Source organism: Streptomyces sp. NPDC005195, assembly GCF_040608315.1.
GTDB classification, from domain to species: Bacteria; Actinomycetota; Actinomycetes; order Streptomycetales; family Streptomycetaceae; genus Streptomyces; species Streptomyces kaempferi.
Genome location: NZ_JBEXHZ010000003.1, coordinates 253,561 through 267,643 on the forward strand (window position 1 = coordinate 253,561; position 14,083 = coordinate 267,643).

Below are 14,083 nucleotides of genomic sequence, written 5' to 3' on the forward strand. Positions count from 1 at the left end.
GTTAACCCCTGGGAGCGGCCAGTGTCTCCTTCGGATTCCGTGCTTTTCCGCGGCCTCTGACCAGCGGATAGCAGCCCAGACCGATCACCATGGAGAGGAAATGTCCGCATTGGGTGAGGGTGGGGGTGCCGAGGACCGGCAGCCCGTAGAAGACCAGGACCGCCGCCAGATACGGATACCGCCAGGGCGCCGGGATCCGGTACGTGAGGACGGCGATCACTCCCGCCAGCGAGTAACTCACCCCGATGTCGAGAGTGTTCACGGCGGACTCCGGTGCGATCCCGCGCCGTACCGCCTCCAGCAGCGCCCCCTCGCTGGCCAGCGTCGCCAGCACGTGCGAGGCGACGCACACGAACAGCCAGCGCAGGGTGCCGAGCCAGCGCTCCGCCTGCGCGTGGAACACGGTGAAGAGAAAGGCGTACGGGAACCAGTAGCCGCCGTCGATCCACATCGCGCTGGAGATCAGCACCCGCAGCGGGTCGTTCGACAGCTCGTGGATGTTGGTGGACCGCTGCCGCAGGAAGTCCTCCTCGAAGTCCGGCGACATGTGGTGCAGGGCCACGGTGGTGACGAAGAGGACGCCCAGCCATATGTAGGTGCCGGGGGCGCTGCGCAGGTAGCTCCCCACGGAACGCAGGATCCGGTCAACGCGCATGGGCGGCCACTCCCCCGCGCGCAGGGTCGGGGCCACCCGCACCCTGCTGCTCGAACGGCTCGACCACACCCGTACGTTGACGCACCTTTCCGACCCACGCGAGGCCGCCCTCGTCATCGCGCGGCCGCTCACCCGGCTGACGGCCGTGGCGGCACCGGAGGGCGTGCGCCGGCTCGGGGACGTCGCGGCGGACATGCTGGAGCGGGTACCGGGGGCCCTCCGGCGGATTCCGGACCCGTCCGACCGGCGGCTCGTCGAGGACCGCGCCGCGGCGGTGCGCGGGGTGGTGACCGAGCCGCGCGACCGTCTCCTCCACTGGGACCTCCCCTACGACAATGTCCTGCGCGGCCTCCACCAAGACGACGTCCACGACGACGCCTACGACACCGACACCGATCACGGCGGCGACCGCGTCGCGGGGCGCGCTCCCTGGGTCGCCATCGAACCCAAGCCGCTCGCGGGCGACCCCGGATCCGAACTCTGTCCCGCGCTCCGCAACCGCTTCGAGCCCGGCGAGATCCGCCGGCGCTTCGACGCGATGACCGACGTCATGGGTCTGGAGCGCGCGCGGGCCCGCGCCCGGACCCTCGGCCGTGTTCTACAGAACACTCTGTGGGAGATCGAGGACGGCCGCCCGCTGGAACCCGTTCGGCTGGAGGTCGCCCGCCGGTTGCGGGAGATCACGTGGTCCGCGTGTCCGCCATTCGGGTCACGGGGACCTGGGCGCGGCCGGCGCCGGGAGTGCCCGGCACGGACCGCCCCCGCGGCTCACGGACACGCGGGTGCGAGGGCGCGGCCCAGTTCCAGCGGGCCGGCCCGCCCGTCCAGCGCGGTGTGCAGGGCCATCGCGAGTTCCGGGCGGGCCAGCAGACCCTCACCGGCCCGGTCCGCGCCGGCCCGCGCCGCCAGACCGAGTCCCACCCAGGCGTCGGGGTCGCCGCCGCGGACCGCCCGCTCGTGGAACGCGTGCAGGGCCTCCGTCGTACGGCCCTCGACCAGGGCGACGTCCTCGTCGAGCGCGCCCGCGACGACGGCGCCGGGGTCGTCGCGCAGTGCCGCGAAGCCCGCCGGGTCGGCCAGCAGCCACCGCAGCAGCACGGCCCGTGTGTCGAACCCGCGCAGCGGCGGGCTGCCGTGCGGGCCGCCGGGGACGGGCGGCGCGTCCGGCGGCGCCGTGGGCAGCGGTTCACCGCGGGACCAGGCCGCCGCGTGCGCGCGGACCGTCTCCGCCGACGGCCGCACATGGTGGGCGCGCCAGCTCGCCCGGTGGTCCGCGACCGCGAGGGCCGCCGCGGCCCTGGCCCGCACGTCGACCGGTTCGTCCAGCCAGGGTTCGACGCGCCGCGTCAGTTCGGCCACCAGCCGCCGCCCCAGCTCGTTGAGCCCGTCCGCGGAGCCGATCGCGCGCAGCGCGTGCGCCGTCTGACAGCGCCACAGCGCGAACTCGAACTGCCCGAGCACATGGACGCGCCGCCGCCAGAACGCGGTGACCCCGAAGAAGGCGTACACGCCCTGGAGCAGGCCGCCCAGCGGTCGCGGATCGTCGCGCCAGGGGGCGTAGTGCAGTCGGTCGTCCCGGTCGTCGTACAGGGTGAACAGGTGCATGAACGCGCTGAGTTTGTTGTGCTGGAACTCGTGCACCAGCGTCGCGGCGAACTGTTCGGCGTCGTCCGGCGCCGAGGCCAGGGCGCCGCCGAAGGCCTCGCCCGACGACGCGCTGTGCGGCCGGAACCGCTCGGCGCGCGGGCGGGGCACCACCGACACCAGGCCGCCGGCCAGCGCCCGGGCGCCCTCGGTGTCGGTGCGCCGGAGGATGTCCCAGGCCGGGGCGAACAGTGCCTGCCACTCGTCGGCCGTGGCGACCGGTTCGACCCGGCTCGGTCTCCGCAGGTCGCGGTAGGGGTCGGTGTCGTCCAGGAGCAGGGTGCAGCCGGCCGCGCGCAGCTCCGTCAGGGCGCGCCAGTCCGGTCCCTCCAGCGGGCGCCCGGCGATCCGCACGCGTCCGGCGGAGGCGGAGACCTCGGCCACGTCCCAGTCCGCCGATCCGGGTACCCGCATCGCCCCGAGCGCGGGCAGCACCGCCCATCCGTGCCGGACCGGGATCTCGGCGCGGAACTCCAGACCGGCGCGGACGGCCCCGGCCGCCGCGATGGCGTGGAGGTGACCGGTGTCCGCCCACAGGGGCGCGTCGTCCGTGGCGGTCCCGCGCAGCCGGCGCAGGGTGTGCGACGCCCAGACGCCGACCGCCGGATACCCCAGCAGCCCTTCCACCGCCTCCCGCGCCTCCTCGGACGCGGCCCAGGCGCGGGACAGCAGCCGCCAGCCCTCCTCGAGGGGAGGCAGCGGGCCGGGCGGGGCCGTCGTCGCCGAGTCCAGCAGGGCCCGTACGACGAGGAGCCGCCAGCTCCTCTCGGTCCTGCGCAGCGTGTCCACCGTCGCGGGGCCGCCCCCGCCGCCCAGCAGTTCGTCGAACGCCCGCGGTGAGAGGACGTGGGGTCGGGCCGTCTGGTGCATGGGAGAGCCTGTTCGTCGCTGCTGGGGAGGGTACGGCGACGCTTTCGGGCGGTCGCTCCGGCGGCTGGGGGGTGTCGTCGGGACCGGAGGGCGCCGGACCGGGGGCGCCGGACAAGGGGCGCCGATCCGCACGTGCCTCTCCGGCGTCCCGCCGCGCGTGATCCGAACGACAGTGGGCGCTAGGCCTCGCGCTGCGGGCTGTAGCCGCCGAGGCTGCCGGCGGGGTCGTCGACGCGGCTGAGCAGGCGGCGCATGGAGGCCGACGCGGCCGGCAGGTCGAGACGGGGCCACGCGTCCCATGGAACGTCGCTGAGGTCGATCAGCTCGGACTCGACTCCGGACTTCTCCATGGCGGTGCCCCTGTGACGGTGAAGGTGTGCGGTCAAGGTGTGGTGCAAGGTGTGGTGCAAGATCTGCGATCAATGCCCTATGTATCACTGAAATATGGCTTTTCCAGTGATTTGAGGCTGCTCGAGTGACCCTAGTGCATCGGAGGGGTCACACAGAGCCACATCGCGCAATCGCCCCGGATCGGGTGACGGCCCCGGACCGAGTGGCGCGTGGGCGGTACGGGTAGGGACCGGGTGTGATTGAACTCGCTGAACTGATCGAGGAGTTGCGCAGGGAACTGACCGCGGCCCGGACGGCGGCGGAGGGGGAGGATCTGTATTTCGAGGTGGGTCCGGTGGAACTGGAGGCGGCCGTGGTCGTGGAGCGGTCGGCGACGGCGGGCGGGAAGATCCGCTTCTGGGTGGTGGAGGCGGGCGCGGACGGACGCGTGGCCGAGGGCGTCACGCACCGGGTGAAACTGACGCTCGATCCGCGCACCCACAGCGGCGGCGGACGGGCGCCGTGGGTGGGCGGCGCCGAGGCCGGCCGGGAGCGCTGAGCCGTGCCGGGGCCGGAACCGCGCCGCGGACTTGACCCGGTCCGGGTGGCGGAGGTGATGGTGCGTCCGGCGGCGGGCCGGGGTCCCGGGCGGCGCGGTTCCGGGTACCGGGTCGGGCTCCGCTGCGTGCTCACCGCCGCGCACGTGGTCCGCGACGCCGAGGGGGCAACCGCGGGCGTACGGTTCGAGGCCGACCGCGCCGCGGAGTGGACGGCGCCCGCGCGGGTGCTCCTGGCCTCCGACAAGGCGGACGTGGCGCTCCTGGAGATCACCGGGTCCGTGCCGCGGGGCGTGGACGCGGCCGTGACCGAACCGCCCGCCTACGGCGCGGTGCCCGACGCGGACGTCGTCCTGCCGTGCAGCGCGATGGGCTTTCCGCGCTTCAAGCTGCGCGAGGACCGGATGCGACTGCTCGACGACGGCTCGGCGTCCCAGTACCGCGACTCCTGCCACGCCACGGGAATGACCTCGGTACTGTCCAACCGCCGTGAGGGCACCCTCGAACTGGCCGTCACCCCGCCGGAGTCGGACACCGAACCGGACCGCTCCCCCTGGGAGGGCATGTCGGGCGCGGCCGTCTGGCACGACGGCACACTCGTCGGCCTGGTCAGCGCCCACCACCGCACCGACGGCCTGGGCCGGCTGGCCGCCGTACGCGTGGACCGCTGGTACGAGCTGCTGACCGGCGCCGAACTGGCCGTGCTGCACGAGCGCGCCGGGCTGCCCCGTTCGGCGCCCGACCTGGTCCGGCTCTCCTCCCCGGAGACCGCCTCGCCGGGCCCGTTCGCCCTGACCCATCTCCCCGACCGGCTCCCCCTCGGCGAACTCAGCGGTCTGGTCGGCGCGTTGACCGGTCTGCCCACGGTGCGCGGCCCCATCACCCTGACCCTGCTCCTGGACAGCATCGACCCGGTGGTCTCGGCGATGAGCCCCCGGTCACCGGCTCTGCGGCCGGACCTGTTCGGGATCCTCGGCACCTGCCTGCGCTATCCGGGGACCCTCGACCAACTGCTCGAAGCGATACGGTTGTTGGAGGGTGACTCCGTCGGTGTGGCCCGAATGGACCAGGAGGCGGTGGAGTTGGCCCGGCGCCACCGCCGGGCCGATGGGAGCCGCTGACCTGATATGGCGGGGCCGCGCGGACGCGGGGTTTCATCCCCGGTGCGGCGGGCCATTATCAGGAGGATGTGAGCAGCCCGCATCCACATCTGTAGCCGGGGGGAAGGGGTTTGGCCGTCATGGAGCCGTCTGTGGCCGCCGTCGAGTCCAATCTTGTCGATCTCGCGGGGGTGTCCCTTGAAACGTTGCGCTCCATGGACGGTCGGGTTTTCGCCACATCCCTGGAGGAGCTGCTGCGGGGCATCGACCAACCACTCTCCAGCGTCAGCGGCTTCGGCCCCGGGCGTCTTGACTGACGCCGCCGGGGCCGCCCATGAGTCCTGAGCCGTCCCTGCCTCATCATGTCCTGCCGCCCGACAGCCTCGCCGAGCTGTCCCGCGGCGAGGGGGGACCAGTCACCCTGGATCTTCTCCTCCGCGCCGAACGAAGCCGCCGTCTGCTGCTGTTGCGGACTCTCGACGACGCCACCGACCTCGGTCCCGCCTGGGACCTCCTCAGCCGGGCGCAGGTTCGCGCCCCCTCCGTCGTCGACGACGTGCTGATGTACCCGCAGACGGGCATGTGGCTGGCCGGGGCGCTGCGCCGGCTGCGCGGGGCGGCGGCGGCCGAGGAGCCGCCGCTGTGGGTGGAGCTCGGACACGCCTCCGCCCTCGCCGCCGCGGCGGCGCTGCGCGCGGGTCTGGACTTCACCATCGAGGTGCCGGTGCGGCGGGGCAAGGTGCCGCTGCCGACGCTCGGCTGCGCGGTGGTGCCCGCGACCGGCCCGTGGACGACGGCCACGGTGCGGAGCGAGACCGGACGCGCCGTGGTGGAAGCTCCCGGGGCGACGGTCGCCGTGCCCCCGCCCGGCTCGCCGGGACCGGGCTGGCACGCGGTGCGCCGGCTCGCGGTGGGACCGGCCGGGTCACGGCTCGAAGTGGCCCTGGACGACGTGGACCCGTACCGGACGTATCCACGGCCGACCGAGCCGCGTCCGCTCTCCGAGGAGGCCGCGACACAGTGGCGGGAGATGCTGACGCGCGCCTGGGCGGTACTGCTGCGGGAGCAGCCCGGGACCGCCGAAGCCATGCGGCGGGGCGTGTTCTCGCTCAGTCCCACCCCCGCGAGGGAAAGGTTTCGGCCGCGCAGTGTGACATCAGGGGATGCCTTCGGCGGCATCCAGGTCTCGGAACCGGACGACGCCGTCCAGCTGGCCGTGACGCTGGTGCACGAGTTCCAGCACACCAAACTGGGCGGGCTGCTGCACCTGACGCCGCTCCTGAGCCGCGACGCCGACGGCGGTACGGAGCTGTGGTACGCGCCCTGGCGCGACGATCCGAGGCCACTGCCCGGACTGCTCCAGGGCATCTACGCGTTCATGGGGATCACCCACTTCTGGGCCACCCGCCGACAGGCCGCGGGCGGCCGGGACGCCATGGCGCACTTCGAGTTCGCCCTGTGGCGGACGCATGTGGCGGCGGCACTGGAACAGGTGCACCGCCATCGGCACCTCACACGGCTGGGAGCCGAGCTGTCGGCCACACTGCGCGACCGCTGCGCGCACTGGCTGGACGAGCCGGTCCCCGAGGAGCCGCTCGCCCTGGCCCTGATGTGCGCGGCCGACCACGCGGCCCGCTGGCGGGCTCACCATCTGCGGCCCCCCGCGGCGGCGGTGGACGAGGCCGTACGGGCCTGGCTGGACGGGGCGGACGGACCGCCCGCCGCTCTGGCGGCCGAGCCCGACGTCGTACCGGACCCTTCCGCCCGCTGGCTGGACAGCCTGGCGATGCTGGTCCGCCACCGCCTCGGCGACATGGACGACGACCGGCAGTCCCCCGAGGAGTCCGAGAAGACCGCGGCCCGGGTCACCGGGGCCCTCTCCGGCGACGCCCTGCTCGCCGCGGGTGACGCGACGGCCGCCCGGCACGCGTACGTGGCGCACCTGGGCGTCGAGCCCGGCCGGGTCGGAGCCTGGGCCGGCCTGGGACGGGCCCTGGCAGGGGCGGGCACGGACCCGGCGGCGGCCCGGCTGCTGTGCCGCCGTCCCGAACGGGTGCGGGCGGTCCAGCTGGCCCTGTCGCGCGCCACGGACTCGCCCCCGGACCCGGTACGGCTCGCCGCCTGGCTCGGCTCGGCCCTGCCCGGACCGGCCTGACCGCGGGGGCTCAGGCCCCCGAACCGGTGCCGTACCGCGTCACAAAGGCATCGGGTCGATGTCGCAGTTGGCGCGTTCGCCCGCCCGGGTCTGCTCACTGGCGGGGTGGGGGGTGAGCTGGGAGGCACGCAGGCGGGGTTCGTCCAGGACGCGCTTCATGCGCTCCAAGGTGTCCGCGCGCAGTTCCTCGCCCTCGGACACCGAGCCGACAGCGATGAGGTCGAGAGCGACGTTCGCCGCGCACACCAGCGTGGTGGGGTGGTCCTGGCCCAGCCGGGTCCGGCACAGCTCCAGCGTCTTCTCGTCCAGTTCCCGCGCCTCGTCGGTCCGCCCCAGCGCGATCAGGTCGCTCGCCAGGTTGATGGCGCAGGCCAGCGCCGTGGGATGCCCCTCACCCAGGCGTTCGGTCAGTGACCGCAGCGCCGCCTCGTCCCGTTCCCTGGCCTCCTCCACGCGGCCCAGCAGCCGCAGCGTCACCGCGAGGTCGATGTCGGCGGCCAGGACGTGCGGATGGTCGGGCCGGAAGATCTTGCGGAACCGGTCGCACGCCTTCTCGCCGCGGTCCCGGGCCGCTTCCAGCTCGCCGTTGTGCCGCAGCGCCACCGACAGGGCGAGCGCGGCCATCAGGGCGTCCGGGTGGGTGTCGCCGTAGCGCCGGGTGAACTGGTTGAACGTCTCGCGCGCCAGCTCCAGCGCGGTGGCGTGGTCGCCCTCCTTGCGGCAGGCCTCGCTCAGCTGCCGGACAGTCTGCAGGGTCGCCGGATTGCCGGGCCCGAGGACGGCCTGGTAGCCGTCGACGACCGCCTGTTGCAGGGACCGGGCGCCGACGTAGTCGCCGGTCTCCCGTACGTCGATGGAGATGCTCGCCTCGGTCATCAGCGACTGCGTGTGGTCCCGGCCGTAGAGCCGCATCTTCATCGCGTGCGTGTGGTGGTCGAGTTCCAGCGCGCGATGGAAGTCACCGACCAGCCGCAGGCTCACCCCGAGGTTGTGGGCCCTGGCCAGCGTGGTGGGGTCGTCCTCGCCGAAGGCCCGCCGGGCCCGGTCGTAGGCCATCTCGTCCAGTTCCGCCCCGGCGGCGAAGTCGCCCTCCACCCGGCGTACCGCGGCTTCCAGGTTGATCGTCTCCAGCGCGTCCTCGCGGGTGTCCTCCCGGTCCGGCGGCGCGGTGCGGCCGTAGACGTCCTTGAGCTGGGCCACCAGCCGGGCGGCTTCGTCGTGGCTGCCCACCTTCAGGTAGACGAACCCCAGCCACCAGCCCATCAGCCGGGTCTGCTGGTCCTCCGCGCCGAACAGCCGCTGCCAGACCTGCCAGGCCTGCTCGGAGAACTCGCGGGCGACCTTGTGGTCGCCCCAGTACCAGAGATACTTGGCGACGTTCATGACGAGCTCGCGCACCCACGGCTGATCGGACTCGATGGCGCCCGACGCGATGACATGGCCGTACAACTCGGCGTAGCGCGGCCAGTTGGCCGCCTGGTTGGGCCCCTTGGGGTCGGCGGCGGCCAACAACGTGTGGGCGCCGTTGCGCATGCGGTTCTGCTCCTCGGGCGTCATACGGTTGATCAGCACCGCCTGGACCAGGCGGTGCATCTCGATCGAGTTCGTGCGGTGGTCGATACGGGCGAGCGAATAGCGGTTGATCTCCCGTATGGCACGCGCGAGCCGCATGGGGTCGTTGAGGGCGCGGTCGAGTTCGGTGTCGATGCTGCTGCCGCCGAGGCCGGAGAAGATGGAGCGGGAGATGGGGTCCGGCGCGAAGAAGGAACAGAGCTGGAGCAGCCGCAGGGCGGTGAGGCTGCGGGTCTCCAGGTGGTCGAGGGAGACGTTCCACGCAGCCGCGACCGGAAGCTGGTAGTCCGGCGGCGGGGAGACCTCCAGCAGCTCGTTGCGCTTGTGCTCGAACAACCGCAGGTACTCCGACACCGGCATCCCGGTCTCCGCACGCCAGGCCGCGGCCTGCTCCAGGGCGAGCGGCAGGTCGCCGAGCGCGTCGGCGAGGAGGTTCGCGTCGGCGTCCGTGAGTTCCTCGCCGTAGGCGCTGGTACGGCGCAGCAGCTGCTTGCTCTCCTCTCGGGTGAACACGTCCACCTCGAGCGAGGGGCCCACCACGCTCCAGCGGCGGTTGCGGGAGGTGACGAGGATGGTGCCGCTGCCGCCCGTGGGGAAGTAGTCCCGGACGCGTTCCGGGCTGTCGGCGTTGTCGAAGATCAGCAGCCAGCGGGAGTACGGCCGGCCCTCGCGCAGCGCCTCGCGCACCGCGGGCCCGGCGATGTTGGCCTCGGCGCTGGTGCCCAGACCGAGCCGCTGGGCGAGTTCCACCAGGGCCTGGCCGATCTGGCCGGGGCGCTCGGCGGGGATCCACCAGACGATGTCGTACTCCGACTGGTGGCGGTAGGCGTACTCGATCGCCAGCTGGGTCTTGCCGACCCCGCCCATGCCGTGGATCGCCTCGGGCAGCACGGTGGTCGTGCCCTCCCGCCGCAGGCGCTCGCTCAACTGTTCAAGAAGGTCCACACGGCCGGTGAAGTTGGGATTGCGCGGAGGGATGTTCCCCCAGATGCGCGGCTGCGCCGAACGCGCGTTCTCCACCGTGGGCTGCTGCGTGGTGGCCATGGTCGTGGCTCCTTCTGAAGTTGTCTCGGGCCCCCTCGGGGCGTCCGCGGCGTCCCGGCCGGCGGGGGGCCGGGGCCGGGGCCGTTCGCGGGTGCCCGCGTCCTTGCCCAGGTCGACGGTGTTCTGCCGGTCGTACGCGCGCAGAGCCCGCGCGAGACGCTCGGCCCGGGGCAGGAATCGTCCGGACAGGGCGCGCAGCGCGGTCAGTTCGACGCGCAGGAACGCCACGTTGCGTGCGGTCACGGGCGGCACACCGGTCGCCTCGACGGGTTCGTCCGGGCCGGGCAGGACCGGCTCGGATTCCTCCGGGGCGGCCGCCATCAGCACCCGTACGTCGTGCAGCACCCGGACGGTGTCCCGGCGGCGGGCCAACGCCAGTAACTCCTGGCGGATGTTCGGACCGAACGCGAAGACCATCTCGGCCGCACGCTCGGTCTCCGCGCCCGCCGGCCGCACCAGGCCGCTCATCAGCAGCTCGGTGAGGTGGGCCGGTCCCGCGCCGGGCACCGAGGCGGTCAGGGCGCTCATCACGGACAGCGTCAGAGGAGCCGCCGCCAGACGGGTGGCCAGGGCGAACGCGGTGGGCGACGCGGCGGCCCGGAACTCCGAGACGCGCTCCCACGGCGGCACCGCGCTGGCGGGATCGGGAACGTCGTCGACCCACGGGACGGCGCGGGCGGCGTCCGGCCGCCGCTTCCAGTCCCGGGCCCGGACGCCCGACATCTCCACCCAGTCCCCGGCCCGGTCCGCCACCAGGTCGGCCCAGTCGGAGAGCGAGTGGTCGGTCCGCTCCAGGACGGGCACCGGCACCACGCCGGAGCGCGCCGCCGGATCGTCGTCCACGGGTTCGAGCGGGGAGGTGCGCAGTTCCCATCGCAGGGAGTCGTTCGGCGCCCAGGGACGAACGGACTTCAGTCGCATGCGGTGCACGTCGAGGCCGGTGCGGAACCAGAGCCGTTGCGGCAGCAGGTGGAGCACCGCGAGGGGTTCGGAACGGCCGAGTTCCCTCAGCAGCGGCAGCACCGCGTCGGACCGCCAGCCCGCCGCCAGACCGTCGGTCAGGACCAGCACCACCCGGTGTTCACCCACGGGCGGGGGAAGGTGCTCAAGCCGGATCCGGCCCGGCTCGGTGTCGTCGGAGCCCAGCAGCCGTAAGCGCGTGACCGGGCCGGACGGCTCCTGGGCGGCGAGCTCCTCCGCCAGGCGGTCGACCGTCTCGTCCCAGATCCGCATGCTCACATAGTCGTCGACGACGAGCAGGACGGACGGACGGTCCGCGGACCCGGCCCGCTCCAGGCCCCGCAGAGCATGCGCCACCGCGCACGGTGACACGTCGCCAGAAGCCCTCGCCGATGGTGGTCGTGGGCCGTCGTCACGCTGCATAAGCGCCCTCAGAGCGTCCGGTCATGCCCGACGACGGAGGGAGCACCGAGGAGGAGTCCCGCAGTCCGCGGGCATGCGTGACATCCACGTGCCAAGCCTGGCAGTGGTCTGCGTGCGGTGCAAGACGGCAGGCCACAGGGGGCGGCAGGACTGATGAAAACTCAAAGACCGGGCGGCACCCACCCGTTCGGCGGAACCCGCCCCCTGTGGACAGCCGGTGAGTCTGTCTCGGCACCAGCGTGGCACCCGGCGATGGTCCGTGCAAGACCACGGGGTACCCGCCTCCGCGTGCCGGCCGGAGGCCCCTTGCGGGCGGTGGGGGCATGACGTCCTACACCGGTCCGGGCGGGCTCGGCTTGCGCTCGGGATCGTCGAGCAGAATGGCCAGATGGCGACCGACGTGCCCGTCCCAGGCCGCGGGGCCGAGGGCCAGCGCCTCCCTGCGCCACTCCCCGACCCGTTCCGCCAGACTGCCCAGCCCCCGGTCCTGCAGGATCTCGCCGATGGCGTCCTTGAACTTGGGGTCCGCGCAGTCGCTGCGGTGCCAGATCATCGCGGGCACCCCGGCCCGCAGCCCCGCCAGGACCTCACGGCGGCCGGTGCCCGACTCGTCGCCCGGCGGCCGGCTGAGCACCAGGCACACCGCGTGCTGGTCCTCCTTCAGCTCGCGCTCCAGGTGGAAGAAGTACGCCCCGTCCCGTTCCGGACTGCTCCAGTACGGATGGCTGTCCGCCGGGCGCTCGCGCAGCTGCCGCCACTTGTGGTGCCAGGGCCGGTGCCAGGCGGCGCGCTGCAACCGCTCGATGCTGCGCACCACCACCGGATAGTCCAGGACCAGCGGGGTCGGGGACCCGGAGCCGGACTCCTTCGACCACCACTCCACCGGCTCGTTGAGCAGCTCCCACGGCAGTATGAACTCGAGGATCACCGGCTGCCGCAGATCGGCCCACTTCTCCTCGGCCTCCTCGATCAGCCGCTCCACCGCGCCCGGGAGCTCCTCCCGGCCCAGATGGGCGGTCTCGCCGCGCACGGGGTGCCAGCCCTCGGAGTCGGACTGCCGCCAGTACGACAGGTAGTAGTGGTCCGCCTCGATCCGGTCGGGCTCGAACTGGATCATGAGATAGGCGGGGACGAGGGACGGCGGGGGATGCGGGAAGTCCGCCTGCTGCCGCTCCGCCAGCACACTCTCCACGCCCAGAGCCGCGGCCTGGCCGCGGTTGAAGCGGCGCAGCACCTCGGCGCCCTCCGTCTGGCCGTCCTCCACCAGCCGGTCGGCCGACAGCGCGAGGAAGGCCATGCTGGGCGGGAGTTCACCGGCCGGGGAGTTCTCACCCGCCAGCCGCAGGAAGACCTGCCATCCCGTCCGGCACCACGCGGGCAGCTCCTGCACCCGGGACCGGCTGGAACGGCGTGCCATGACGGCCAGGTCCGAGGACCCCATCGACAGCAGGACGGGCCGCAGATGGCCGAGATCCGCGTTGTTGAAGAAGTCGACGGCCTCCCACTCGTCCACGAGCGGCCACAGCTCCACGACCGTCGCCGACTGCTGCTCCACGTACTCCAGCGACCGCACCAGACAGGCCAGGCCGTCACCGACATCGGTGCACGCCTTCACCACCTGCAGCAGCCAGGGCCGCAGCCGGTCCCCGCCGAAGGGTTCCACGGCCGAGGCCAGCTCTCCGGCCAGCATCTCCCGCCAGACCTCACGGCTGCCGGCCTGGCTCACCGTGGCCGAGTTCTGCAGTGCGTCCACGATGGAGACGATGAGCTCGTTGCGGACCCGATCCGGACTGCGCCCTTTCACCCCGTATACCTCCACACAGCTGGCGCGGCTCCCTGATGGTGCCCAACAGGGTAAGGCCGCACCACAGGGCATGGCAGCGAAAAGCACGGGCATCGGCGCCGGATGTCCCTTCCCGGGGCCGGGATCGTCAACTCGCTGTCACACCCGGGCAATAGCTTCCGCGCCACGACTTCTCCGGACGTTTCCGAAGCCTTGCGCGAGCTGCCCGCGGGACTGTCCGCCGGACGGCTCCTCTCGCCACGCCAGGACGGAAGCCGGACCCGACGGCACCGCCGCCGCGGCGGTGGTGGCACACCTCGTACGGGAGGAGTCGCCGCACCGTCTCGCCCTGGTCCCGGCAGTTCGCGGCGCCGGCCAAGCGGCCGCGATCGGATGGACCGGCATGGCCGACCGCCTGTCCGCCGGCGGCCTGAGAGCGGCAGGTGTGCTGTCCGCCAGGCCGGGGCTCGTGGCCACGGGCGGCTTGCCCTCCGACCGGGGAGCAGTGCCTACTCGGTGAGGACCGTGCCGGCGGGTGGGGCCACGGACGGCGGGTCGCCGCCCTGGACCGCCGACGGCGATCCGGAGCCGAGACCCGCGTGCCCGTGCACTGCCCGGGACGTCGTCAGAGTGCGCCGGACTCCCGCAGGTCCGCTCGCACCCCCCATGGGCCGGCTGCCCACACGGCGCCGGTAAGCGGGACTTCCGTCAAAGACTGCCGTCAACGCCCCCACGGTCCAAGATCGCGGGGGCGTGGGCGCTGGTGAGCGGCGGAGCCCCCTGTCGGATTCGAACCGACGACCTTCGCTTTACAAGAGCGGCGCTCTGACCAGCTGAGCTAAGGAGGCCTGCACGCGCGCGTGCGACGTGCCTGCCGCGTGCGTGCCCGTGCAGTGTACCCACGTCACAGCGGGCCCCTGTCGAAAATTATCGCGAAGTTCACAGGGCTGCGGGTACTGACAGACCACGTGAACCGCGGGTACCGTCCAG

At 73.0% G+C, this 14,083-nt stretch carries 9 protein-coding genes, 1 tRNA gene and 1 pseudogene; 5 read left to right on the forward strand and 6 right to left on the reverse strand.

The window, feature by feature from the left end; translation table 11 throughout:
- Position 1: 1 nt before the first annotated feature.
- Positions 2–655 carry a rhomboid-like protein gene (locus ABZV34_RS05595; RefSeq protein ID WP_356271585.1) on the reverse strand — a complete coding sequence of 218 codons (654 nt, stop codon included), beginning with the start codon at positions 653–655 and terminating at the stop codon, positions 2–4.
- Between the two features lie 34 nt (positions 656–689).
- Between ABZV34_RS05595 and ABZV34_RS05600 the strand changes: the two are divergent.
- Positions 690–1,331: pseudogene (locus tag ABZV34_RS05600) on the forward strand (aminoglycoside phosphotransferase family protein); the annotation flags it as partial.
- Positions 1,332–1,423: 92 nt separating this feature from the next.
- On the opposite strand, the gene ABZV34_RS05605 reads toward ABZV34_RS05600, so the two are convergent.
- A complete protein-coding gene (locus ABZV34_RS05605; protein ID WP_356271587.1) occupies positions 1,424–3,169 on the reverse strand; it encodes an HEXXH motif domain-containing protein in 1,746 nt (581 codons plus the stop codon).
- A gap of 179 nt (positions 3,170–3,348) precedes the next feature.
- Positions 3,349–3,519 carry a hypothetical protein gene (locus tag ABZV34_RS05610; RefSeq protein WP_356271589.1) on the reverse strand — a complete coding sequence of 57 codons (171 nt, stop codon included), beginning with the start codon at positions 3,517–3,519 and terminating at the stop codon, positions 3,349–3,351.
- 236 nt (positions 3,520–3,755) lie between these two features.
- Between ABZV34_RS05610 and ABZV34_RS05615 the strand changes: the two genes are divergently transcribed.
- The 4 genes from ABZV34_RS05615 (at position 3,756) to ABZV34_RS05630 (ending at position 7,311) form a co-directional block, all read left to right on the forward strand.
- Positions 3,756–4,058, forward strand: a complete 303-nt coding sequence (locus ABZV34_RS05615; protein WP_356271590.1) for a trypco2 family protein — start codon at positions 3,756–3,758, stop codon at positions 4,056–4,058.
- Between the two features lie 57 nt (positions 4,059–4,115).
- On the forward strand, positions 4,116–5,177 hold the full coding sequence (locus tag ABZV34_RS05620; protein ID WP_356271800.1) for a trypsin-like peptidase domain-containing protein: 1,062 nt from the start codon (positions 4,116–4,118) through the stop codon (positions 5,175–5,177).
- Positions 5,178–5,308: 131 nt separating this feature from the next.
- A complete protein-coding gene (locus ABZV34_RS05625) occupies positions 5,309–5,473 on the forward strand; it encodes a hypothetical protein (RefSeq protein ID WP_356271592.1) in 165 nt (54 codons plus the stop codon).
- 17 nt (positions 5,474–5,490) lie between these two features.
- On the forward strand, positions 5,491–7,311 hold the full coding sequence (locus tag ABZV34_RS05630) for an HEXXH motif domain-containing protein (RefSeq protein WP_356271594.1): 1,821 nt from the start codon (positions 5,491–5,493) through the stop codon (positions 7,309–7,311).
- A gap of 39 nt (positions 7,312–7,350) precedes the next feature.
- Here ABZV34_RS05630 and fxsT read toward each other — a convergent pair whose 3' ends face one another.
- From fxsT to ABZV34_RS05645, 3 genes are all read right to left on the reverse strand, one after another.
- Positions 7,351–11,244: an FxSxx-COOH system tetratricopeptide repeat protein gene (gene fxsT / locus ABZV34_RS05635; protein ID WP_356271596.1), complete on the reverse strand. Its 3,894-nt coding sequence runs from the start codon at positions 11,242–11,244 to the stop codon at positions 7,351–7,353.
- 397 nt (positions 11,245–11,641) lie between these two features.
- On the reverse strand, positions 11,642–13,063 hold the full coding sequence (locus ABZV34_RS05640) for a hypothetical protein (protein ID WP_356271598.1): 1,422 nt from the start codon (positions 13,061–13,063) through the stop codon (positions 11,642–11,644).
- A gap of 804 nt (positions 13,064–13,867) precedes the next feature.
- Positions 13,868–13,941, reverse strand: a tRNA-Thr gene (locus ABZV34_RS05645).
- Between the last annotated feature and the right edge of the window lie 142 nt (positions 13,942–14,083).